15 protein-coding genes are annotated in these 20468 nt (G+C 68.6%); 9 read left to right on the top strand and 6 right to left on the bottom strand.

Features of this window, described 5'->3' with window-relative positions; translation table 11 throughout:
- The first annotated feature begins 47 nt into the window (after positions 1–47).
- Together NWFMUON74_RS06270 and NWFMUON74_RS06275 are read left to right on the top strand one after the other, a co-directional pair.
- Positions 48–2048, top strand: coding sequence for a bifunctional phosphatase PAP2/O-acyltransferase family protein (locus tag NWFMUON74_RS06270; protein ID WP_187687024.1), 2001 nt, complete (start codon positions 48–50; stop codon positions 2046–2048).
- 198 nt (positions 2049–2246) lie between these two features.
- Positions 2247–2963, top strand: a complete 717-nt coding sequence (locus NWFMUON74_RS06275; RefSeq protein ID WP_187687025.1) for a chymotrypsin family serine protease — start codon at positions 2247–2249, stop codon at positions 2961–2963.
- On the opposite strand, the gene NWFMUON74_RS06280 is transcribed toward NWFMUON74_RS06275, so the two are convergent.
- Positions 2964–3590 (bottom strand): TetR/AcrR family transcriptional regulator, encoded by a 627-nt coding sequence (locus NWFMUON74_RS06280; protein ID WP_187687026.1) that lies wholly within the window; start codon positions 3588–3590, stop codon positions 2964–2966.
- Between the two features lie 68 nt (positions 3591–3658).
- Here NWFMUON74_RS06280 and NWFMUON74_RS06285 point away from each other — a divergent pair, with 68 nt between their 5' ends.
- The 5 genes from NWFMUON74_RS06285 to NWFMUON74_RS06305 all read left to right on the top strand — a co-directional run bounded on the left by NWFMUON74_RS06285 (position 3659) and on the right by NWFMUON74_RS06305 (position 9417).
- Positions 3659–5203: a flavin-containing monooxygenase gene (locus tag NWFMUON74_RS06285; protein WP_187687027.1), complete on the top strand. Its 1545-nt coding sequence runs from the start codon at positions 3659–3661 to the stop codon at positions 5201–5203.
- Positions 5200–6030 carry an SDR family NAD(P)-dependent oxidoreductase gene (locus NWFMUON74_RS06290; RefSeq protein WP_187687028.1) on the top strand — a complete coding sequence of 277 codons (831 nt, stop codon included), beginning with the start codon at positions 5200–5202 and terminating at the stop codon, positions 6028–6030. The genes NWFMUON74_RS06285 and NWFMUON74_RS06290 overlap by 4 nt, the downstream gene beginning before the upstream one ends.
- A gap of 19 nt (positions 6031–6049) precedes the next feature.
- Positions 6050–6997, top strand: coding sequence for an alpha/beta hydrolase (locus NWFMUON74_RS06295; protein WP_187687029.1), 948 nt, complete (start codon positions 6050–6052; stop codon positions 6995–6997).
- Positions 6998–7104: 107 nt separating this feature from the next.
- Positions 7105–8898: an AMP-dependent synthetase/ligase gene (locus NWFMUON74_RS06300; RefSeq protein WP_187687030.1), complete on the top strand. Its 1794-nt coding sequence runs from the start codon at positions 7105–7107 to the stop codon at positions 8896–8898.
- A 90-nt stretch (positions 8899–8988) separates the two neighbouring features.
- Positions 8989–9417: a VOC family protein gene (locus NWFMUON74_RS06305; protein WP_187687031.1), complete on the top strand. Its 429-nt coding sequence runs from the start codon at positions 8989–8991 to the stop codon at positions 9415–9417.
- A 13-nt stretch (positions 9418–9430) separates the two neighbouring features.
- On the opposite strand, the gene NWFMUON74_RS06310 is transcribed toward NWFMUON74_RS06305, so the two are convergent.
- Together NWFMUON74_RS06310 and NWFMUON74_RS06315 are read right to left on the bottom strand one after the other, a co-directional pair.
- On the bottom strand, positions 9431–10312 hold the full coding sequence (locus tag NWFMUON74_RS06310) for an alpha/beta fold hydrolase (protein WP_187687032.1): 882 nt from the start codon (positions 10310–10312) through the stop codon (positions 9431–9433).
- Positions 10313–10387: 75 nt separating this feature from the next.
- Positions 10388–11548, bottom strand: coding sequence for a S1C family serine protease (locus tag NWFMUON74_RS06315; RefSeq protein WP_187687033.1), 1161 nt, complete (start codon positions 11546–11548; stop codon positions 10388–10390).
- Between the two features lie 203 nt (positions 11549–11751).
- On the opposite strand from NWFMUON74_RS06315, the gene NWFMUON74_RS06320 reads away from it, so the two are divergent.
- Both NWFMUON74_RS06320 and NWFMUON74_RS06325 read left to right on the top strand, forming a co-directional pair.
- On the top strand, positions 11752–13431 hold the full coding sequence (locus tag NWFMUON74_RS06320; protein ID WP_187687034.1) for a molybdopterin-dependent oxidoreductase: 1680 nt from the start codon (positions 11752–11754) through the stop codon (positions 13429–13431).
- A 65-nt stretch (positions 13432–13496) separates the two neighbouring features.
- On the top strand, positions 13497–14123 hold the full coding sequence (locus NWFMUON74_RS06325) for a Uma2 family endonuclease (RefSeq protein WP_187687035.1): 627 nt from the start codon (positions 13497–13499) through the stop codon (positions 14121–14123).
- An 84-nt stretch (positions 14124–14207) separates the two neighbouring features.
- On the opposite strand, the gene NWFMUON74_RS06330 is transcribed toward NWFMUON74_RS06325, so the two are convergent.
- From NWFMUON74_RS06330 to NWFMUON74_RS06340, 3 genes are all read right to left on the bottom strand, one after another.
- Positions 14208–15686, bottom strand: coding sequence for a DHA2 family efflux MFS transporter permease subunit (locus NWFMUON74_RS06330; RefSeq protein ID WP_187687036.1), 1479 nt, complete (start codon positions 15684–15686; stop codon positions 14208–14210).
- A gap of 44 nt (positions 15687–15730) precedes the next feature.
- On the bottom strand, positions 15731–16426 hold the full coding sequence (locus NWFMUON74_RS06335) for a PadR family transcriptional regulator (RefSeq protein ID WP_187687037.1): 696 nt from the start codon (positions 16424–16426) through the stop codon (positions 15731–15733).
- Positions 16427–16598: 172 nt separating this feature from the next.
- Positions 16599–20357 carry a multifunctional oxoglutarate decarboxylase/oxoglutarate dehydrogenase thiamine pyrophosphate-binding subunit/dihydrolipoyllysine-residue succinyltransferase subunit gene (locus NWFMUON74_RS06340; protein ID WP_425300721.1) on the bottom strand — a complete coding sequence of 1253 codons (3759 nt, stop codon included), beginning with the start codon at positions 20355–20357 and terminating at the stop codon, positions 16599–16601.
- Positions 20358–20468: the final 111 nt, after the last annotated feature.

The raw sequence follows: 20468 nt of genomic DNA on the forward strand, positions 1-20468 counted from the left end.
GCCGAAAGATCTTAACGAGCCGTGTCACCTGTGTTATTACGGTTGACGTGGGCAATCCATCGCGGCCCGTCCTGTGGCGGGACATCGCGGTCGGGCTCGCCGTGTTCGGGCTGTATCTGCTGGTCGATACGCTGCACAGCCCGCAGCGGCGAGTCGCGGCCGATCGGCACGCGCGCTCGCTGTTCGATTTCGAACGGTGGCTGCACCTGGATGTGGAACTCTCGCTGAATCGGTGGCTGGCCGCGCACGAGGGGCTCGCCACCATCGCGAACTACGAATACGCCTTCACCTACATCGTCACCGCGTTCGTATTGCTGTTCTGGATGTATTTCCGCAGACCCGCCGACTACCCCCGGGCCCGCGACTCGTTTCTGTTGTTGAATGTGCTCGCCATCGCCTGTTTCGCGGTCTATCCGGTGACGCCGCCGCGGCTGCTGCCGGACCTGGGTTTCGTGGACACCGTTGTCACGGGCGGCACCTGGGGTTCGTGGGGGACGCCGCTGGTGGACGGCAGCAATCAGCTGGCTGCGGTGCCGTCGCTGCACGTCGGGTGGGCGCTGTGGGTGAGCGTGGTGCTGGCGCGGATCGCGAGCGGGCTGGTCGTGCAGCTGCTGAGCGCGCTGCACGTGCTGATCACCGTGTACGTCATCGTCGCCACGGCGAACCATTTCGTGGTCGATGCCGTTATCGCCGCCGCGTTCGTGGCGGCGAGCATCGTGGCGGTCGATCGCTGGTATGCCCGCCCGCCGGTGGTGCCGCCCGCCGACGCCTTCTTCCTGCACATCGAGGACGCCGGGTTGCCGCAGCAGGTCGGCGGCATGGTGGTGCTGCGCCCCCGCCCGGACGGCGGACCGCGAGTCGAGGAGATCCGGGCGCTGGTCCGGGGCGAACTCGGCCAGCTGCCGCGTTTCCGACAGCGGTTGCGGCTCGCCGGTCGCTTCCGCCGCGCCCGCTGGGTGGATTCGGATATCGACTGGGACTGGCACGTCACCGAGCGGGTCATCGAGGCCGGGGTGTCGTCGACCGTCGACGGCACGCCGTGGATCGCGGATATCGCCCGGCTGGTCACCGAACTGGCGGCCGTGCCGCTGCCGCGCGATCGCCCGCTGTGGCGGCTGGTACTGGTGCGGGACCGGACGGTCGGCGTGGTGGGTGTCGTGCTGCTGCTGCATCACACCGTCGCGGACGGGGTCGGGACGGTGGTGCAGGCGCTGCATCTGCTGCGGCCCCGGGTCGATCTGACCGTCGGAGACCGGCGCGGGCCCGGCCGGGCCGCGACCGCGGTGGCGACGGCGACCGGATTCGCTCAGCTCGCGACGGACGCGCGTCCCGCCGGACGGTTGCCCGCCGGGTCCACGCACCGCACCTTCGCGGTGGTCGGGCTGGACCTGGAAACCGTTCGGGCGGTTGCGCGCTCGCGGCGGGCGCGGGTCACCGACGTGCTGCTCACCGTCATGGTCTGTGGCTTGCAGCGGATGCGGCCGGACTGGGCCGGTCCGCTGCGGGACCGGCTGCGGGTGGCGGTGCCGCTGATGGTCCGCGAGCCGTCGTCGGCGGCCGAGGGCAACCTCACCGCCGCCGTCATGACCGACGTGCCGTTCGCGCCCACCGCTCCCGCCGATCTGCTGGAGGAGATCCGGGCGCGCAGTTCCCGCCTGCACAGCGGAACCCGGGCGCTCGCTTCGCATTTCGTCATGGGCACCGGACTGCGCCTGCTGCCGGAACCGGTGGTCGGCTGGTTCGCCCGGAACGTGTACGGCGGTGGGTTCTTTCACGCCATCGTGTCGAATATGGCCGGGCCCGAGGGCGATATGACCTTCGCGGGCCTGCCGATCGCCCAGGTCTTCCCGATCCTGCCACCGGCCCCGGGCGTGCCGCTGGTGGCGGGCGTGCTGAGCTGGCACGGGGTGCTGGGAATCGGCGTGTCGGCCGATCCGGCGCTGCTGGATCCGGAGCGGTTCGCCGCCGAGTTGCCCAGGGTGCTGGCCGAATTGGACACGCCCGCCGTGGTCGCCGATCCGCGCCCGCCGGTACCTTCCGGCGAGTAGTCTGAGCCGACTGAATTCCCATTGCCGCCCTGCTGACGGCACTGTCGGCGTATCGTGCTGGGGACCGGTCCGGGTACGAGTACGAGAGCTGAACACACCGGCGACACGCGGCGGTCCGTGGCGTCGATGTGCCCAATTCTGGTGCTACCCGCGCGGCGGGCTTAATGTTGAAGTCTCGCTGTCACTTTCGGAGCCGCCATGCCACCCCTCGGTCATCCCCAGACCTCGCTGTCCCGACGCGTCCGCCGCCTTCGCGGGCCGGGCCGCATCCTGCTGCTGATCAGCGCGTTGCTGCTGGCGGCGGCCACCGTGGCGGCACCCGCCAATGCCGCCGGCCAGGTGCGGATCTATCCGGGCATGGCCATCCGGACAACGGGCCAGGTGTGCTCGGTCGGGCTGCTCGGTCATATCGGCGACACCAAGTACGCGATCACGGCGGGCCACTGCTTCGAGTCCGGGGCGCAGGTGCGCGACGAGGACGGCCGCCGCATCGGGGCCTACGAGCATGGCGTCCCCGACGGCGATGTGGACAACCTCGGCTTCGCCATGGTGCGGCTGGCCGACAATGTCGTCGTCTCGGCCAAGACCGACGAGATCGCGATCTCCGCGGTCGACAGCGATCCGGCGGTGGGCCAGCGGGTGTGCAAGGAGGGCACGCGCACCGGAACCACCTGCGGCGTCATCAGCAGTATCGCCGACACCCACATGCGCACCTCCTTCACCGTCGACCACGGCGATTCCGGCGGCATCGTCTACAGCCCGGTCAGCTACGGCATGGGCCTGTTCGTCGGCATCGTGGTCGGCACGGGCGCCGACTTCACCCTCGTGCAGCCGGCCGTGCGCCTCGGTGAGCTCATCCGGCAGCGCGGCCCGCACGGCTCGGACGACTTCCGCTGGTACGTCGCCGCCAGATGATCAGGGGCGCAACGCCTCGGTCAACAGCGGATTGAGCGCCAGCGCCGGTAGCGATTCGACCAGCATGTCGATCAGCTGGTCGCGGGTGATGGTGGCGTCGCGCAACCAGCTCAGCGTCGTCTCCTCCACGAAGGCGACCCAGCCGCGTACCGCCAGCCGCAGCCGCGGCTGATCCGGATCCTCGATCGGGATGGGCGCCTCGGCGAGGATGCGATCGACGATGGCGCCGCGCGTCTGGTCTACCAGGGCCATCAGCTCCGGGCTGGAGCTGGCCGGGCCGCGCAGCAGCGCCAGGTACGAGGTGCGGTTCTCGCTGACGTAGTCGACGTAGCGCTGCACCGCGTCGCGCAGCATGTCGAACAGCGGCAGGCCGGGATCGGGGGCGGTGCGCGACAGCAGTTCGGCGTTGGCGCGGTGCGCGATCGCGAGATGGAAGTCCTGCTTGGACGGAAAGTAGTGGAACAGCAGGCCGCGGGAGATTCCGGCCTGCTCGGCGATATCGCCGATGGCGATGTCTTCGAGAGCGCGGTCGCCGAGCATCTTCACACCCAGCGCGATCAGCTGCTCCCGGCGCTCATCCGGGCTCAGTCGTACCCGCTTGCCGTTCTCACCAGGACCTCTGTTCACGGCACCATCCTACTGAACGTGAGTCAATACTGTTGACTCCTGCTCAATAACCGCTTAGGCTCGGGTACATGAGTCGCAAGGTTACAGACAAAGGCGTCGACCGGACCGCCCGTCATGTACACGTTCTGATCGTCGGCAGCGGGTTCTCGGGTCTGGGCTTGGCGATCCGGCTCAGCCAGCAGGGTCGCGACGACTACCTGGTGATCGAGCGCGGCAGCGATGTCGGCGGCACCTGGCGTGACAACACCTATCCGGGTGCGGCCTGCGATGTGCCGTCGCAGCTGTACTCGTACTCCTTCGCGCTGAATCCGGAGTGGTCGCGCTCGTTCTCCAAGCAGCCGGAGATCCAGCGCTACATCCGCGGCGTGGCGGACCGCTACGGCGTGCGCGACAAGCACGTCTTCGACTGCGACATGACCGGCGCTCGTTGGAACGACGCCGAGGCGCACTGGGAGGTGCAGACCTCCAAGGGCGCCTTCACCGCCGACATCCTGGTCTCGGCGGTCGGTGCGCTGTGCGAGCCGAACCTGCCGGATATCAAGGGCATCAACGACTTCCAGGGCACGATCTTCCATTCCGCGCGCTGGGACCACGACGCCGACCTGACCGGCAAGCGGGTCGCGGTGATCGGCACCGGCGCCTCGGCGATCCAGATCGTGCCCGCCATCGCGCCGCAGGTCGCCCACCTCGACGTCTACCAGCGCACCGCGCCGTGGCTGCTGCCGCGCATCGACCGCCCGTACACGCTGCCCGAGCGTCTGGCGTTCAAACACATTCCGGGCGTGCAGAAGCTGTCGCGGGCGGCCATCTACGCCGCGCGCGAGACCCAGGTCGTGGGCCTGGCCAAGTTCCCGCCCGCGATGCGGGTGCTGGAGGCGATCGCGCGGGCCAAGCTGGCCTACGAGGTTCGCGACCCGGAGCTGCGCCGCAAGGTCACCCCGAACTTCCGGATCGGCTGCAAGCGCATGCTGATCTCCAACGAGTACTACCCGGCGCTGGGCCGCGACAATGTCGACCTGGTCACCGACGGCATCCAGGAGATCCGCGCGGGTTCGATCGTCACCACCGACGGCACCGAGCGCGAGATCGACGCCCTGGTCGTGGCGACCGGCTTCCACGTCACCGATTCGCCCGCCTACGAGGTCGTCGCCGGTCGCGACGGCCGCACGCTCGCCGAGGTTTTCGACACCTCCGGCCAGCAGGGGTACAAGGGCGCGGCGATCGCGAACTTCCCCAACATGTTCTTCCTGCTCGGCCCGAACGTGGGCCTGGGCCACACCTCGATGGTGTACATGATCGAGTCGCAGATCACCTACGTCGCCGACGCGATCGCCACCGTCGACCGGCTCGGCCTGCGCACCGTCGAGGTCCGAAAAGACGTGCAGGACAAGTTCAATCGGGAGCTGCAGGGCAAGCTGGTCGGCAGCGTCTGGAACACCGGCGGCTGCGCCAGCTGGTATCTGGACAAGCACGGCAACAACACCACGCTCTGGCCGGATTTCACCTTCCGCTTCCGTAAACTGCTGGAAAAGTTCGACGTGTCGGCCTACGACACGTCCAGGAATGCCGACGGGGCCGCTCGGTCCGATCTGAAAGTGGTGGCAGCACAGTGAGCAACGACGCTTACTTCCGGGGCAAGGTTTGTGTGATCACGGGCGCGGGGTCGGGCATCGGCCGCGCTCTGGCCGAGAATCTGGCCCGGCGCGGCGCGAAACTCGCGCTGTCCGATATCGATAACGACGGGCTCGCCGAAACCGTGCGGCGGTGCGAGGCTCTGGGCGCGCAGGTGAAGTCCGACCGGCTCAACGTCGCCGAGCGCGAAGCCGTGCTGCTGTACGCCGACGAGGTGAACAAGCACTTCGGCGTCGTGCATCAGGTCTACAACAACGCCGGCATCGCCTTCCACGGCGAGGTGGCCGACTCCCAGTTCAAGGACATCGAGCGCATCATGGATGTCGATTTCTGGGGAGTCGTCAACGGCACCAAGGCATTCCTGCCGCTGTTGATCGAGTCGGGCGAGGGGCACGTCGTGAACGTGTCCAGCCTGTTCGGCCTGATCGCGGTGCCGGGCCAGAGTGCTTACAACGCGGCGAAATTCGCGGTGCGCGGCTTCACCGAGTCGCTGCGGCAGGAGATGCTGGCGCGGCGCCATCCGGTCAAGGTCACCTGCGTGCACCCCGGCGGCATCAAGACCGCGGTGGCGCGCAACGCGACCTACGCCGAGGGCATCGACGCCAAGCAGTTCGCCTCGTTCTTCGACAAGAAGCTGGCGATGCACTCCCCGGAAATGGCCGCGCAGACCATCACCGAGGGAGTACGCAAGGGCCACGGCCGGGTGCTGATCGGCTGGGAGGCCAAGGCGCTGGACCTGTTCGTGCGCACCACCGGTTCGTATTACCAGCGCATCGCGAACCTGGTGAACAGCCGGTTCCTGCCCTGATCGCATGAAAGTTCCTGCCATGCCCGCTGTTTCGCTGCCGCTGCCGGTCGCCCGCGCGATGCTGCACCCGATCTTCCGGTACTCCATGCACCACCGCCTGCCCTGGCAGTTGCAGCGGGCGCTGCTGGATGCCGGGTCGGTCCTGCAGGTGCTGCCCGGCGGCACCCGCGTGCACCGGACGACTCTGGGCGGACGTCCGACCGAGCGGGTCACCGTCACGACGAACGAGACCACCGGCGGCGCGGCGCCCGCCGCCGACGCGCGTCCGGTCGCGGTGCTGTACCTGCACGGCGGCGGCTATACCGTCGGCTCACCGGCGACCCACCGTTCGCTGGTGGCGCACCTGGCGCGGGACCTGCGGTGCCCGGTCTACGTACCGGAGTACCGGCTGGCGCCCGAACATCCGTACCCGGCCGCCCTCGATGATGCCGAGGCCGCCTTCCTGGAGTTGGTGGCGTCCGGACTGCGGCCGGAAGACATTGCGGTATCCGGAGATTCGGCCGGTGGCGGACTGTCGCTGGCGCTCGCGCTGCGGCTGCGCGACGAGCACGGCATCGCCCCCGCGGCGCTCGGCCTGATCGCGCCGTGGGCCGACCCCAACCAGCTCCCCGACCGAGCGCGGGATCTGGTCATCAACAAGGCGTGGTCGCGCGCCTGCGCCGCCGCCTACCTGGGCGACGGCGACGGTCTCGATCCCGGCTACGCGCCGCTGTTCGGCGACCTGCGCGGCCTGCCGCCGACCTACATCCAGGTCGACGCGGGCGAACTGCTGCACGAGCAGTGCGTGCGGCTGGTGGCGGTGCTGGAGCGGGTGGGCGTGCCGACCCGGTTCAGCGTCACCCGCGGGCTGTGGCACGTCGCGCAGTTGCAGGCCTCGCTGGTCGGACCCGCGGCGGCGGCGACGCGCGAGTTGGCCGGTTTCCTCGGCGAATCGCTGCGAGCAGCGCAAACACGGTCCATAGGATAGAACTCGGGCGGTCTACCGGCCCGCGTGCACGCGGCTGGGAGGTGGGCGGGTGCGGCCGTCCCGAGTGGCGTAAATTACCGGTGAGTTAACCACGTGGAAGGGCACCGATGCGAGAGTTCGAGGTCCCGGCGACCTACACCATCCCCGAGGACGCCAACATGTCCGACGGCGCGTTCCGGCATGCCGAACGCACACCGGGTCTGGTGGTGTTCAACCGGCCCGACGGCCAGGGCGGGTGGACCGATGTCACCGCGGCCGAGTTCGCCGAGACCGTCACGGCGGTGGCGAAGGGCCTGGTCGCGGCCGGGGTCGAGCTGGGCGACCGTGTCGGCATCCTGGCCTCCACGCAGTACGAGTGGGTCGTGCTGGACTTCGCCATCTGGGCCGCCGGTGGCTGCACCGTCGCCATCTACGACAGCTCCTCGGCCGAGCAGGCCCGCTGGATCCTGGAGGATTCGGCGACCAAGCTGCTCGTGGTCGAGCAGGCCGCGCATCGCGCCACCATCGCCGAGATCGAGTCCGGTCTGCCGGAGCTGCGCGAGGTGCTGCAGCTCGACGAGGGCGCGATCGAGACCCTGATCGCCCGCGGCAAGGACCTCGAGGACCAGGTCGTGCACGACCGGCGCGCGCAGGTCAAGGCCGCCTCCCCGGCGACGCTGATCTACACCTCGGGCACCACCGGCCGCCCCAAGGGCGTCATGCTCTCGCACGCGAACCTCTATGCCGAGTCGGCCGCCGACCGCTCGGCGATGCGGGAATTCCTGCGGCCGGGCCACCGCTCGCTGCTGTTCCTGCCGCTGGCGCACGTGTTCGCCCGCGCGGTGGCGCTGGCCGCGTTCGACGCCGGGGTCACCGTCGCGCACACCGCCGACTGGTCGACGCTGGTCGAGCAGTTCGGCCGGTACAAGCCCGACTTCATCCTGTCGGTGCCGCGCGTGTTCGAGAAGGTGTTCAACGGCGCCAAGCAGAAGGCGCACGACGGCGGCAAGGGCAAGATCTTCGACGCCGCCGCCGAGACGGCGATCGCCTACAGCGAGGCGCAGGAGAAGGGCGGCGCGGGGCTGGGCCTCAAGCTCAAGCACGCGATCTTCGACAAGCTGGTGTACGGCAAGCTGCGCGAGGCAATGGGCGGGCGCTGCACGAACGCGGTGTCCGGCGGCGGCCCGCTGGGCGCGCGGCTCGGGCACTTCTTCCGCGGCGCGGGCGTCATCATCTACGAGGGCTACGGCCTCACCGAGAGCACCGCGGCGGTGTCGGTGAACACCCCCGGCCACATCCGCATCGGTTCGGTCGGCCGCCCGCTGCCCGGCCACGCGGCCAAGATCGCCGAGGACGGCGAGCTGCTGCTGCGCGGACCGGTCGTCTTCGGCGGCTACTGGAACAACCCGACCGCGACCGAGGACGCCTTCGCCGACGGCTGGTTCAAGACCGGTGACCTGGGCGCGCTGGACGCCGACGGCTTCATCACCATCACCGGCCGCAAGAAGGAGATCATCGTCACCGCCGGCGGCAAGAACGTCTCCCCGGCCCTGCTGGAGGATTCGCTGCGCGCGCATCCGCTGATCAGTCAGGTGATGGTGGTCGGTGACGGCAAGCCGTTCATCGCGGCGCTGGTCACCCTCGATCCCGAGGCGCTGCCGGGCTGGAAGGAGCGCAAGGGCCTGCCCGCCGATCTGCCGGTCGAGAAGCTGATCGAATTGCCGGAGCTGAAGGCCGATGTGGACGCCGCGGTCGCCGACACCAACAAGCTGGTGTCGCATGCCGAGCAGATCAAGAAGGTCCGCATCCTGCCGGTCGACTGGACGCAGGAGACCGGTGAGCTCACCCCGAAGATGTCGCTCAAGCGGGCCGTGGTCATGAAGAACTACGCGGCCGATGTGGAGGCGATCTACAACGGCTGAGCCGATGAATTCGTATGGTGGCCGTCGTCCTACCTGGGACGGCGGCCACTGCCGTCGGTCCGGCCACGTTCTCATCCGAGGAGGCATCCCGTGACGGCTGTGAATCCCTATCTGATCTTCAACGGCAACGCCGAGGAGGCGTTCACCTTCTACCAGTCCGTGCTGGGCGGTGAGCTGCAGCTCATCCGATTCAGCGAGATGGGCGACGGCGGCAATCTGCCCGACGAGGCGAAGAATCTCATCGCCCACGCCGCCCTGCCGCTGCGCGGCACCGACCACCTGCTGATGGCCTCGGATGCTCCGCCGGGAGAGACCGTCAACACCGCCAACCCGGGTTACGCGGTCTCGCTCGAGGTGGACAGCCGCGAGGAGGCCGAGCGCATCTTCCGGGAACTGTCGGCGGGCGGCGAGGTGACCATGCCGATCGGCAAGACGGAGTGGGCCGAGGTGTTCGGCATGGCGACCGACAAGTTCGCCGTGCCGTGGATGGTCGGCTACACCGGCAGCGCCCAGAGCTGAGGAAGGACCGGGTTCAGCGTCGGCCGACCGACGTCGGCAGGCGATCCAGGAACCCGGCCGTCAGCGCGGCGATCTCGGCCGCGTGGGTTTCCAGGGCGAAGTGCCCGGTGTCGAACACATGGAGTTCGGCGCCGGGCACATCGGCCAGGTAGGCGTGCGCGCCGGGTTCGGGGAAGAACGGATCGTTGGCGCCCCAGGTGATCAGGGTCGGGGGCCTGTGTTCGCGCAGCCACGCCTGCCAGCGCGGATAGCGGGCCAGATTGGATTTGTAGTCGAAGGCCAGTGCCACCTGGGCCGCCTGCCGGCCGGGCAGGTCGAGGAAATACTGGTCCAGCAGCCAGGATTCGGGGGACAGCTGGGTCGGGTCGGGGACTCCGGTCTCGTACTGGCTCCGGGTGCCGGACAGGGTGAGTAGCTCGCGGATGGTCTGCTCGGCGCCCTCCTGTTCGGGGCGCAGGGCAGTGAATTCCCTTGCGGCGTCGGATAATCCGGACTCGTAGGCGTTGCCGTTCTGCACGATCAGACCGGCGATCCACTCGGGGTGCCGCTCGGCCAGCCGGAACCCGACCGGGGCGCCGAAATCGAAGACGTACATGGCGAATCGCGTCAGCCCGAGCCGCTGCACGAAGCCCGCGGTGATATCGGCGAGACGGTCGAAGGTGTAGGTGAAATCCGCTGGGGCCGTGGTGTTTCCGAAGCCGGGGTAGTCCGGGGCGAGCAGCCGGTACCGGTCGCCGAGGGCGTCGATCAGGCGGCGGAACTGATGTGACGCGGAGGGAAAACCGTGCAGCAGCAACAGGGTGGGGGCATCGGGGCGAGTCGGCACGGACTCGCGGTAGAAGACGTCCACGCCCTCGACGTCGATGTGGCGGTGGTGGACCTGTGGCAGCCCCATGAGTGCACACCCTTTCCTTCGAAGCGGATGTGTCAGTTTTTCATCCCACGGGCCAACAGCTGCGCGCAGCTCGATTCAGCCGACCGGGCCTTGCGCCAGCTCCACCTTGGCGGTCTGACTCCCTCCGGTGGCATCGATCCAGGTGAGGTTTACGTTGTCGCCGGGGTGGTGCTTGTCCATGGTCGCGATCAGGGCATTGGCCGAGTCGATGCGGTCGCCGTCGATCGCGGTGATCACGGCGCCGGGCACCAGCCCGAGCTCGTCGGCCGGGCCGCCGCGGACGATATTGCGGACCAGGGCGCCGGTACCGTTCGCATCGCTGACCGTGAGGCCGAGGAAGGCCGTCGGGCCGATGTGGACGGTGCCGGAGGCGGTTCCGGCCCGGATCTGCTCGGCGATGGCCCGGGCCTTGTTGATCGGGATGGCGAAGCCCTGGCCGCCGCCCGCGCCGAGCCGGAAGCCCTGCGAGGCCGCGGTATTGACCCCCACGACCGCACCCGAACTGTTCACCAGGGGCCCGCCGGAATCGCCGGGCTGGATATTCGCCGCGACCTGGATCAGGCCGGTCAACTGCTCGGAGCTGCCCGAGGATTCGTCGCTGGCGGTGATGGAGCGGTTCAGCGCGGTCACCGTGCCGCCCGCCGCGGTCGGGCTGCCCGTGCCGCCGGCATTTCCGACGCCGACGATCTCGTCGCCCACCGCGACCTTGTCGGAATCGCCGAGCGGGGCCGTGGGCAAACCGGAGGCGCCGGACAGCCGCAGCACGGCCAGATCGTTCGTGCGGTCGTAGCCGACCACCGAGGCGGCGTAGGTCCGGCCGTTGGCGAGGCTGGTCACCTCGATGGCGGTCGCGCCCTCGACCACGTGGTTGTTGGTCAGCACGTCGCCGTCGGAGGTGAGCACGATCCCGGTGCCGGCACCGCCCCCGCCCTGCAGGCCGAGCTGGGTGTTCACCGTGACGATGCCCGGGACCACCCGCTGCGCGGCCTCGCCGAGATCGGCCTTGCTCTGCGCATCGAGAGCCTGCATGACCTCGCCCGACTGGACGGGCGGCACGGTCTGGGCGTGCTGGGACGTTTCGAAGCGCGCGGCGACGAGCCCGACGGCGACGGCCAGCACCAGCACGAGGGCGGCCACGACGGTGAAGTTCAGCCCGTGCCGCCGGGGCGGCCGCGGCGGTTCGTACGGACCGTAGGGCTGCTGTGGCCAATGGCCCTGGTTGGGATGCAAGGTCATCACGTCCTCGTATGGTCAATGCCTCTGTGTCCATTAAGCGCGCGATTCCTGAGAGTCCGCTGGGTTGTCGCCGTGGAACGGCCGACGTGCGCGACCTCACGCCCGGTATACCCGTTCCCGAGGTTCTGACGAATGTGTGACGTCGCGGCCCACGGCCCGCTTTCCGGGGGTTCGGCCGGGGGAGACCGCAGTACGCTCGCGCTATGACCGGATCTGGACTACGGGCGGCCGGCGGCGTGGTGGCCGCCGGGCTGGCGCTGGGCGTCGCGGAGCTGGTGTCGGCGGCGATCGATCCGGGCAGCGCGCCCCTGGCGGCGCTCGGCTCGACGGTCGTGGACCACACGCCCGATCGGGTCCGCGAATGGGCGATCGACACCTTCGGCACCAACGACAAGCTGGTGCTGTTCGTGTCGATGGGAGTGGTCGCGGCGGTGGTGGCGGCACTCGCCGGGCGGCTGGAGCGGACCGACCGTCCGATCGGCTCCGCCCTGTTCGCCCTCTTCGGGTTGGTGTCCGTGCTCGCCGCGGTCGGCCGTCCGGCTGCCACCTGGACCTGGAGTCTGCCCACGCTGGTCGGGGTGGTGCTGGGAATCATGGTGCTGCGCTGGACTATTCACCGTTGCGAGGACGCCGGGTGCGGTCGCGAGGAGTCGCCGCCCCCCGGTGACAGTGCGGGCGTGGGAGCGAGTGGGCGGACTACGGCCCGGCCGTCTGAATCGACTTCGACGGATGCGGAGGGTGCGGCGGAGTGGATCCACGTTCCTTCGCGAGGTGCGGAAAAGGCCACGGAGGCAACGCGTTTCGGTGGGGCGGGGATGGACCGCAGGCAGGTGGTGCGCGGTATCGTCGGTGCGGGGGTGCTCGCGGGGGCGGCGGGGCTGGCCGGGCGTGTGCTGGGGGCTCGGGCGCACAGTGTTTCGGGGGAGCGGGCGGCGGTGGAGTTGCCTGTGCCGCAGGTGGCCGGGCCGCCGATCGATCCGGCCGCGGATCTGCCGATTCCGGGGATCACGCCGTATCTCACCCCCAACAGCGACTTCTATCGGATCGATACCGCGCTGGTGGTACCGCAGGTCAGCACGGAGACCTGGTCGCTGCGGATTCACGGCATGGTGGAGCGCGAAATCCGGTTGAGCTACAGCGATCTCGCGCGGCGCACGCCGGTCGAACGACTGGTGACGCTGGCGTGTGTGTCGAATCCGGTGGGTGGCGACCTGATCGGCAACGCCCGCTGGCTCGGCTACCGCCTCGACGAACTACTGGCCGAGGCGCGCCCGCATCCCGACGCCGATATGGTGCTCTCCCGCAGCGTCGACGGCTTCACCGCGGGCAGCCCGCTCGCCGCGCTCACCGACGGCCGCGACGCCCTGCTCGCCGTCGGCATGAACGGCGAACCGCTGCCTGTGCGGCACGGCTACCCTGCCCGGCTGGTGGTCCCCGGCCTCTACGGCTACGTATCCGCCACCAAGTGGGTCACCGAACTGGAGATCACGAGATTCGATCGCGCCCAGGCCTATTGGACCAAACGCGGCTGGTCGGCCCAGGGCCCGATCAAGACCGGCACCCGCATCGACACACCCCGCGCGGGCGCCCGGCTCCCCGCGGGCCGAATCCCCGTAGCCGGTGTCGCCTGGGCCCAACACCGCGGCATCACCGCCGTCGAAGTCCGAATAGACGACGGCCCTTGGCAACCCGCGCGCCTCGCCGCAGAACCCTCCATCGACACCTGGCGCCAATGGACCTACGACTGGCAAGCCACCCCCGGCCCCCACACCCTCCGAGCCCGCGCCACCGACGGCACCGGCACGGTCCAAACCTCCGACATCCGCGACGTCATCCCCGACGGAGCCACCGGCCACCCAACCGTCTCGCTCCGGGTGACCTGACCTGGTCGGCCTATGCTTGTACGGACCTCCGGACCGAGCCGGAATCTGTGATGCGAGGAGCGCACATGTCCGAAGTTTTCGACTGGGCGCGGGAAGAGAACCTGCAACCAGCACCGATCACGTTGGATATCTGGCGCAAACTCCCAGAGGACTTCTGCCGTCTGGTGGAAGTTGTCAACGGCGAAGCGGTGCGTGCCGAATCGCCGAACCGGCCGCATCAGAAGGCGGCACGTCGTCTCGCCGACATGATCGAGACAGCGGCGGAGGCTCATATGGCTCGCTACAACGACGGTTGCCTGGACGTTGACACCGACTTCGATGTAGTGCTGTGGGAGTTGCCGCGGGTGACGATCCGACGGCCGGATGTCGCGTTGTTCCGATGCGCTCCTGCCGAGTTGCGGCCGCTTCCCGCGTCGATGATCGAATTGGTGATCGAGATCGTCTCGCCCGGGACCGAGCGCGTCGACATCACCGAAAAACTCGCGGAGTACGCGCAGGCGGGCATTCCGTGGTACTGGATCGTCTGGATCGCCGACAACCGTGTGGTCTCGATCGACACGCACGTCCTCGATCATGTAGTGCGGCAATACCGTCCGCACGGGAAGCTGGTGCCGGCCGAGGGCGAGACGGTGATCGACATTCCGGTCGAGATTCGAATCGAATGGAGTCGGCTCGACGGGCTCGCACGCTGAGCGTGTGGTCGCGGTCCCCGCTGTGGAGTCCGTTGGGCAACCGCGTCGACCCGATGCGAGCGCACCGGGCCGACGCGGCGAATTTCAGTGGCCGATGTCGGCGGGAACCTTGGGGTCCTCCGGGGTGTTCTGGTTCGACTTGGCGCCGATGAACAGGGCGGAGGCGGCTACGCCGATGAGGAGGATGCAGGCGGGGAGGATCATGGACTGGCCCAGGGCGGTGCTGAACTTGTCGAGGATGAACTCCGGGAGTTTGCCCATGGCGGAACCGGCGCCCTCGGCGGCGGGGGCGTCGCCGAGGCCCTGGGCGGTCATGCGGGCCGAGACCAGGGCGCTGATCGCGGCGCTGCCGAGCACCGAACCCACCTGGCGGGTGGTGTTGTAGACGCCCGCGCCCGCCCCGGCCTGATGGACCGGCAGGTTGCGGGTGGCGGTGGAGGCCAGCGGCGCCCAGATGCACGAGTTGGACAGGCCGGCGACCGCGGCGACCACCAGGAACAGCGGGATGGAGCTGTCGGGCTTCATCAGTGCGGCGAAACCGAACACCGAGGCGGCGAACAGGGCGAAGCCGATGGTCGGCAGAATGCGCGGCGGCATCCGGTCGGACACCTTGCCGATGAACGGCGCGGTGAACCCGGTGACGATCGCCATCGGCGCGAACACCAGCGCCGAGCGGGTCGGCGAGAATTCCCGCACCGCCTCCAGATAGAAGTACGACGGCACCATCAGAGCGGTGACCGCGGCGCCCATGGCCGCGATGGCCACGCTGGACAGCGCGAAATTGCGGTCGCGGAACAGGCTCATCGGCACCAGCGGCTCGCCCTTGTTGCGCGCCTGGTTGACCACGAACAGCCCCAGCACCACCAGCCCGGCGACGATCATCGTCCAGATCCAGGCGTTCCAGTCGTGCGCGTTGCCCTCCTGAATGCCGAAGACCAGCAAGAACATTCCGGCTCCGCTGAGCACCACGCCCACCAGGTCGAACTTGTGCTCGTGCGTATCCAGCGACGGCACCAGCCAGACGGCCAGGGCGAAGGCGATGATGCCGATCGGTACGTTGATGTAGAAGATCCAGTTCCAGCCCTGCCAGTCGACGAGCACGCCGCCCAGGATCGGTCCCACGAGCGTGGCCAGCCCGGCGACGCCGCCCCACAGGCCCATGGCCGCGCCGCGCTTGTCCGGCGGGAAGGTGCGGGTGATGACGGCCATGGTCTGCGGCGTCATCAATGCCGCGCCCAGGCCCTGCACCGCCCGCGCCGCGATGAGCATCTCGACGCTGGTGGACACGGCACACCACAGCGAGGCGGCGGTGAATACGGCCAGGCCGATCAGGTAGATGTTCTTGGGGCCGTAGCGGTCGCCGAGGCGGCCCGTCACCAGCAGCGGCACCGCGTAGGTGAGCAGGTAGGCGCTGGTCACCCAGATGACCTTGGTGATGTCGGTGTGCAGGTCGATCATGATCGCCGGATTGGCCACCGCGACGATGGTCATATCCAGCAGGATCATGAAGAAGCCGACCACCAGCGCGTACAGCGCCGGCCACGGATTGCGTTGAGTGGTCATGATTTCGGTCCTGTTCCAGGAAGTCGAAGAGGGTGATTCTCGCGTCAGGCGGGGGTGCCGCCACCGCGCAACTCGGCCAGCACGTCGTCGGTGACGGCGGCGCCCCAGCCGTGGCCGAGGTGGCCCGTGTCGGTGGGTGCGGCCACCCGCACGCCGTCGGCGGTGAATTCGTCCCAGGTCAGCGCGCCCGACTCGAGGTCGATCGCGAAGCGGCGCAGCCACGCCAGTTCGGCGTCGAGCTGCCCGCGTAGGTATTCGATCACCATCCAGTAGCGCCGGGGCACCTGGTGGATGGTGAGCCAGTCGTGCAGGGCGTCGATCTCGGTGAGGTCGTTGTCGAGCCAGCCGATGCGTTCGCGCACCAGCGCGAGCACCTGGTCCTTGGGAAGGTTGTGCGCCTCGGACATGGCCAGCGGAAAGATCGGGTACTCGCGGATGGGCCGGCGGATGAGGTCGGCGATCCGGGTACGCAGCGCGGCGGTGCCGGACTCGGAGATCCGGTACGTGGTGCGTTCGGGCCGGTTGCCCGCCCGATCCGTGCCCTCGGCGTGCACGAGTCCTTGCTCGGCCAGCCGCGCCACCGTGTGATACAGGGAGCCGGGGCGGATCTTGAGCAGATAGTCCTCCCGGCGCTGCAGCAGCAGTTGATACATCTCGTACGGGTGCATCGGCCGTTCCTCCAGCAGCGCGAGCACCGCCATCGCCAACGGCGTCAGCGCCGCACCCGGCTGCTTCGTCATCGTGGAACTCCCTCCGTGCCAAATATTCCACGCCGAATATACGGTGCGGAACTCGAGCTGAACAAGAGTCCATGATCACGGTCACAGCGACCGGAGGTCGTATATGACGAACGCCGGGCCGAAACCGCTTCGGTAGGAAGCGAATTCGACCCGGCGTACGGTGCGGATGAACTTACGCGGTCGGCGTGAACGCCTCGGCGATGATCTCGGCCTGCTCGACGGCGTGCACCTTGCTCGAACCCGAGGACGGGGCCGACATGGCGCGGCGCGAGATCCGGCGCAAGCGGCCGAACCGCTCGGGCAGGAACTCCGGCAGGTTCAGGCCGAAGAACGGCCAGGCGCCCTGGTTGGCCGGCTCCTCCTGGACCCACGCCAGGTCGGTGGCGTTCGGGTAGGTCGCCAGCTTCTCGTTGAGCCGATAGGACGGGATCGGGTACAGCTGCTCGATCCGGACGATCGCCACATCGTCGCGGTTCTTCTTGGCCTTCTCCGCGACCAGCTCGTAGTAGAGCTTGCCGGAGGTCAGCAGGATCCGCTTGACCTTGGCGCGGTCGCCGTCGCCGCTCTCATAGGTCGGCTCCTCGAGCACCGAGCGGAACTTGGCGTCGGTGAAGTCCTCGATATTGGAGACCACGGCCTTGTTGCGCAGCATCGACTTCGGGGTGAAGACGATCAGCGGCCGCCGGATGCCGTCGAGCACGTGCCGGCGCAGCAGGTGGAAGTAGTTCGACGGCGTGGACGGCACCGCCACCGTCATCGAACCCTCCGCGCACAGCTGCAGGAACCGCTCGATGCGGCCCGAGGTGTGGTCGGGACCCTGGCCCTCGTGACCGTGCGGCAGCAGCAGCACGACCTCCGAGAGCTGACCCCACTTGGCCTCACCGGAGGAGATGAACTCGTCGATGATCGACTGCGCGCCGTTGACGAAGTCACCGAACTGCGCCTCCCAGAGCACCAGCGCGTCCGGGTTGCCCAGCGAATAGCCGTATTCGAAACCGACAGCGGCGAATTCGCTCAGCGCCGAGTCGTGCACCGCGAACCAGCCGGGGTTGGTGCTGCCGATGTTGTGCAGCGGCGTGTACTCCGCGCCGGTCTTGCGGTCGATGACCACCGAATGCCGCTGGGTGAACGTGCCGCGGCGGGAGTCCTGACCGGTCAGGCGCACCGCGCGGCCCTCGTCGATCAGCGTGCCGAAGGCCAGCAGCTCGGCGAAGGCCCAGTCCACCTTGCCCTCGTAGGCCATCTCGCGGCGGCGGTCCAGCACCGGCTTGACGCGCGGGTGCACGCTGAAGCCCTCGGGCACATTGATGAAGGCGTCGCCGATGCGCTGCAGCACCGACTTGTCCACAGCCGTGACGACGGTGCCGGGAACGGTCTGCTCCTCCTCGACCGACTCGCTCGGTTCCGGCGTGTACTTCTCCAGCTCCCGGACCTCGTTGAAGACCCGCTCCAACTGACCCTGGTAATCGCGCAGGGCGTCTTCGGCTTCCTTCATCGAGATGTCACCGCGGCCGATCAGCGACTCGGTGTAGGACTTGCGGACGCTGCGCTTGGTGTCGATGACGTCGTACATGTACGGCTGGGTCATCGACGGGTCGTCGCCCTCGTTGTGACCGCGACGCCGGTAGCAGATCAGGTCGATCACGACGTCCTTGTGGAACCGCTCGCGGAAGTCGGTGGCCAGCCGCGCGACCCAGGTGCATGCCTCCGGGTCGTCGCCGTTCACGTGGAACACCGGCGCGCCGATGAATTTCGCGATGTCGGTGGAGTATTCGGTGGAGCGGCTGTTCTCCGGCGCGGTGGTGAAACCGATCTGGTTGTTCACCACGATGTGCACGGTGCCGCCGACGCGGTAGCCGCGCAGGCCCGACAGGTTCAGCGTCTCGGCGACCACACCCTGCCCGGCGAAGGCCGCGTCACCGTGCAGCATCAGCGGCACGACGGAGAAGGTGCGTGCCTCCTCGCCCTTGGTGACCAGGTCCTCCTTGGTGAGCAGGTCCTGCTTGGCGCGGACCAGGCCCTCCAGCACCGGGTCGACGGCCTCGAGGTGCGACGGGTTGGCGGTCAGCGACACCTCGATGTCGTTGTCGCCGAACATCTGGATGTAGGTGCCGTGCGCGCCGAGGTGGTACTTCACGTCGCCCGAGCCGTGCGTGGCGGCCGGGTTCATGTTGCCCTCGAACTCGGTGAAGATCTGCGAGTACGGCTTGCCGACGATGTTGGCCAGCACGTTCAGCCGGCCGCGGTGCGGCATGCCGATGACGACCTCGTCGAGCCCGTGCTCGGCGCACTGGTCGATGACGGCGTCCATCATCGGAATGACCGACTCGGCGCCCTCCAGCGAGAAGCGCTTCTGGCCGACGTACTTGGTCTGCAGGAAGGTCTCGAATGCCTCCGCGGCGTTCAACCGGCTCAGAATGTACTTCTGTTGCGCGACAGTCGGTTTCGCGTGCTTCTGTTCGACCCGCTCCTGCAGCCACTGCAGCTGCTCGGGATCGAGGATGTGGGTGTACTCCACGCCGACGTGGCGGCAGTACGCGTCGCGCAGCAGCGACAGCACGTCGCGCAGCTTCATCCGCTCCTTGCCGTGGAAGCCCGCGACGTTGAATTCGCGATCGAGGTCCCACAGGGTCAGGCCGTGCTGGGTGACGTCGAGGTCGGGATGGCTGCGGAACTTGTCCTTGACCAGGCGCAGCGGGTCGGTGTCGGCCATCAGGTGGCCGCGGTTGCGGTAGGCGGCGATGAGCTCCTGGACGCGGACGCTCTTGTCGACGCCGCGCTCCTTGATGTCCTTGCGCCAGCGCACCGGCTCGTAGGGCACGCCCATGCCGTGGAAGATCTCGTCGTAGAACTCGTCGGAGATCAGCAGCTGGTGGATGGTGCGCAGGAAGTCGCCGGACTCCGCGCCCTGGATGATGCGGTGGTCGTAGGTGGAGGTCAGCGTCATCAGCTTGCCGATGCCGATCTCGGCCAGCTGCTGGTCGCTCATGCCCTGGAACTCGGCCGGGTACTCCATCGCGCCCGCGCCGATGATCGCGCCCTGGCCCGGCATCAGCCGCGGCACCGAGTGATTGGTGCCGATGGTGCCCGGGTTGGTCAGCGAGATGGTGACGCCGGAGAAGTCCTCGGCGGTCAGCTTGCCGTCGCGCGCGCGCCGGACGATGTCCTCGTAGGCGGTGTGGAACTGCGCGAAGGTCATGCTCTCGCAGTTCTTGATGGCCGCGACGACCAGCGTCCGGTTGCCGTTCTTGCCGGGCAGGTCGATGGCCAGGCCCAGATTGGTATGCGCGGGGGTGACCGCGTTCGGCTTCCCGTCGATCTCGGCGAAGTGCCGGTTCATGTTCGGGAAGGCCTTGACCGCCTGCACGATGGCGTAGCCGAGCAGGTGGGTGAAGGAGATCTTGCCGCCGCGGGTGCGGGCCAGGTGATTGTTGATCACCAGGCGGTTGTCGATCATCAGCTTCGCGGGGATGGCGCGGACGCTGGTCGCGGTCGGGATGGTCAGCGACGACGACATGTTCTTGACGATGGCCGCGGCCGGGCCGCGCAGCACCTTCGACTCGTCGCTGGACTCGGTGGCCTTCGGGGCGCCGGTGGTCGGCGCGGCGTTGGAGGCCGGCGCCGGGGTGGTCTGGGGGGCCCGCGCCTGCGGCGGGGCCGCGGCCGAGGAGGACGCCGCGTTCACCTTCGGAGCGGGCGAGGCGGCGGCGGGTGCGGCGGGGGCCGCGGGTGCGGCAGCCGGAGCCGTGACGGGTGCGGCGGCGGGCGCGGGTGCGGCGTTGTTGGTCGGGGCGGCGGGCGTGGGAGCAACGTCAACACCCACCCGACCCGAGCTGTTGGTGTCACCCGTCGACTCCGGTGTGTAGTCGGCCAGGAACTCGTGCCAGCTCTCGTCGACCGACGACGGGTCTTGCTTGTACTTCTGGTACATCTCGTCGACTAGCCACTGGTTCTGTCCGAACTGGGATGTTGAGCTGCTCACAGCAGGTGTTCGCCTCATTTCGTTCTTCGCGCTGCGACGTTTGTGACGTGCTCGGCACGG

The organism is Nocardia wallacei, assembly GCF_014466955.1.
GTDB classification, from domain to species: Bacteria; Actinomycetota; Actinomycetes; order Mycobacteriales; family Mycobacteriaceae; genus Nocardia; species Nocardia wallacei.

Excerpts from the sequence above, each read along its gene's own strand:
- NWFMUON74_RS06275 (WP_187687025.1), top strand. The coding sequence starts at position 2,247 with ATGCCACCCCTCGGTCATCCCCAGACCTCGCTGTCCCGACGCGTCCGC.
- NWFMUON74_RS06325 (WP_187687035.1), top strand. The coding sequence starts at position 13,497 with ATGTCCGAAGTTTTCGACTGGGCGCGGGAAGAGAACCTGCAACCAGCA.
- NWFMUON74_RS06310 (WP_187687032.1), bottom strand. The coding sequence starts at position 10,312 with ATGGGGCTGCCACAGGTCCACCACCGCCACATCGACGTCGAGGGCGTG.
- NWFMUON74_RS06295 (WP_187687029.1), top strand. The coding sequence starts at position 6,050 with ATGCCCGCTGTTTCGCTGCCGCTGCCGGTCGCCCGCGCGATGCTGCAC.
- NWFMUON74_RS06315 (WP_187687033.1), bottom strand. The coding sequence starts at position 11,548 with ATGACCTTGCATCCCAACCAGGGCCATTGGCCACAGCAGCCCTACGGT.
- NWFMUON74_RS06335 (WP_187687037.1), bottom strand. The coding sequence starts at position 16,426 with ATGACGAAGCAGCCGGGTGCGGCGCTGACGCCGTTGGCGATGGCGGTG.
- NWFMUON74_RS06285 (WP_187687027.1), top strand. The coding sequence starts at position 3,659 with ATGAGTCGCAAGGTTACAGACAAAGGCGTCGACCGGACCGCCCGTCAT.
- NWFMUON74_RS06300 (WP_187687030.1), top strand. The coding sequence starts at position 7,105 with ATGCGAGAGTTCGAGGTCCCGGCGACCTACACCATCCCCGAGGACGCC.
- NWFMUON74_RS06320 (WP_187687034.1), top strand. The coding sequence starts at position 11,752 with ATGACCGGATCTGGACTACGGGCGGCCGGCGGCGTGGTGGCCGCCGGG.
- NWFMUON74_RS06330 (WP_187687036.1), bottom strand. The coding sequence starts at position 15,686 with ATGACCACTCAACGCAATCCGTGGCCGGCGCTGTACGCGCTGGTGGTC.
- NWFMUON74_RS06340 (WP_425300721.1), bottom strand. The coding sequence starts at position 20,357 with ATGTACCAGAAGTACAAGCAAGACCCGTCGTCGGTCGACGAGAGCTGG.